Source organism: Piscicoccus intestinalis NBRC 104926, assembly GCF_001515525.1.
Lineage (GTDB): Bacteria > Actinomycetota > Actinomycetes > Actinomycetales > Dermatophilaceae > Kineosphaera > Kineosphaera intestinalis.
Map to the genome: position 1 here is coordinate 1 of NZ_BCNQ01000311.1, position 911 is coordinate 911.

Sequence of the window (911 nt, forward strand, 5' to 3'; positions counted from 1 at the left end):
GAACCTGCCAGCTCAGGGCCGCCGCCGCGCTCCCGCCACCACGCGACGAGCGCGGCGTCGAGCGCCTCCGGCCGGTCGGCCCCCGCCGCGAGGGCCCCCGCCAGCGCGCCGCAGAACGCGTGCCGCGGCCAGGGCCCATCGAGGTCCGGACGCTCCCACCGGTCGACCGGCTCCCCCGCCGCCTCGAGGGCCTGGGGCAGCTCGCGCACGAGGTCGTCCCACGAGGCGCCGAGCGCCCCGCCGAGCGACCCCAAGGCCAGCACGGAGCCGGGCAGCGCGCCCGACTCGGCGAGCAGACCGGCTCCCTCGGGGTCGACGACCGCGACGTCGAAGCGCGCGAGCAGCGCCGGGTCGACGCCGCCGACGACCTCCCCGTCGACGCCCACGCGCGGGAACGGCGACAGGTCCGCGACCAGCTGCAGGTCGCGCTCGTACGCGGCGTCGACGAGGTCGGCCGCCGCGGGCAGCGTCAGCGAATGCACGAGCAGCGCGTCGCCCGGCCGGCACGAGGCCACCGCCGCGAGCGCCGACTCACGATCGCGACCCGGAGCGCCGTCGGGGCCGACGCACGGCACGGTGACCCGCAGCGTCGAGTCGTCCCGCGGCACGCTCAACGCCACCCCCGTCGAGGCCGAATTACGCACACTGATGTGTGCGATGTCGACCCCGGAGTCGGTGAGCAGCCGCGAGCAGCTCCGCCCCGGCTCGTCGTCGCCGACCCCGGCCAGCAACGCGACCCGCAGCGCCGACGCGGCCGCCGCACCCTCGACGACCCCGAGGGCGCTGCGCACGTCGGCACCCGTGAGCGCCCCGAGCGAGGCGGCGGACCCGGCTCCCGCGAGCCGACCGGCTCCGGCGAGGGCGACGTACTCGGGCCGCGCGCCGCCGAGGGCGTCGAGCCGCACCTCGTG

The 911-nt window shown here is 78.6% G+C and carries 1 protein-coding gene; it reads right to left on the bottom strand.

What is annotated here, in order from left to right:
- On the bottom strand, positions 1-911 hold a 911-nt coding region (locus tag PINTE_RS23570), incomplete at both ends, for a hypothetical protein (protein WP_068434634.1).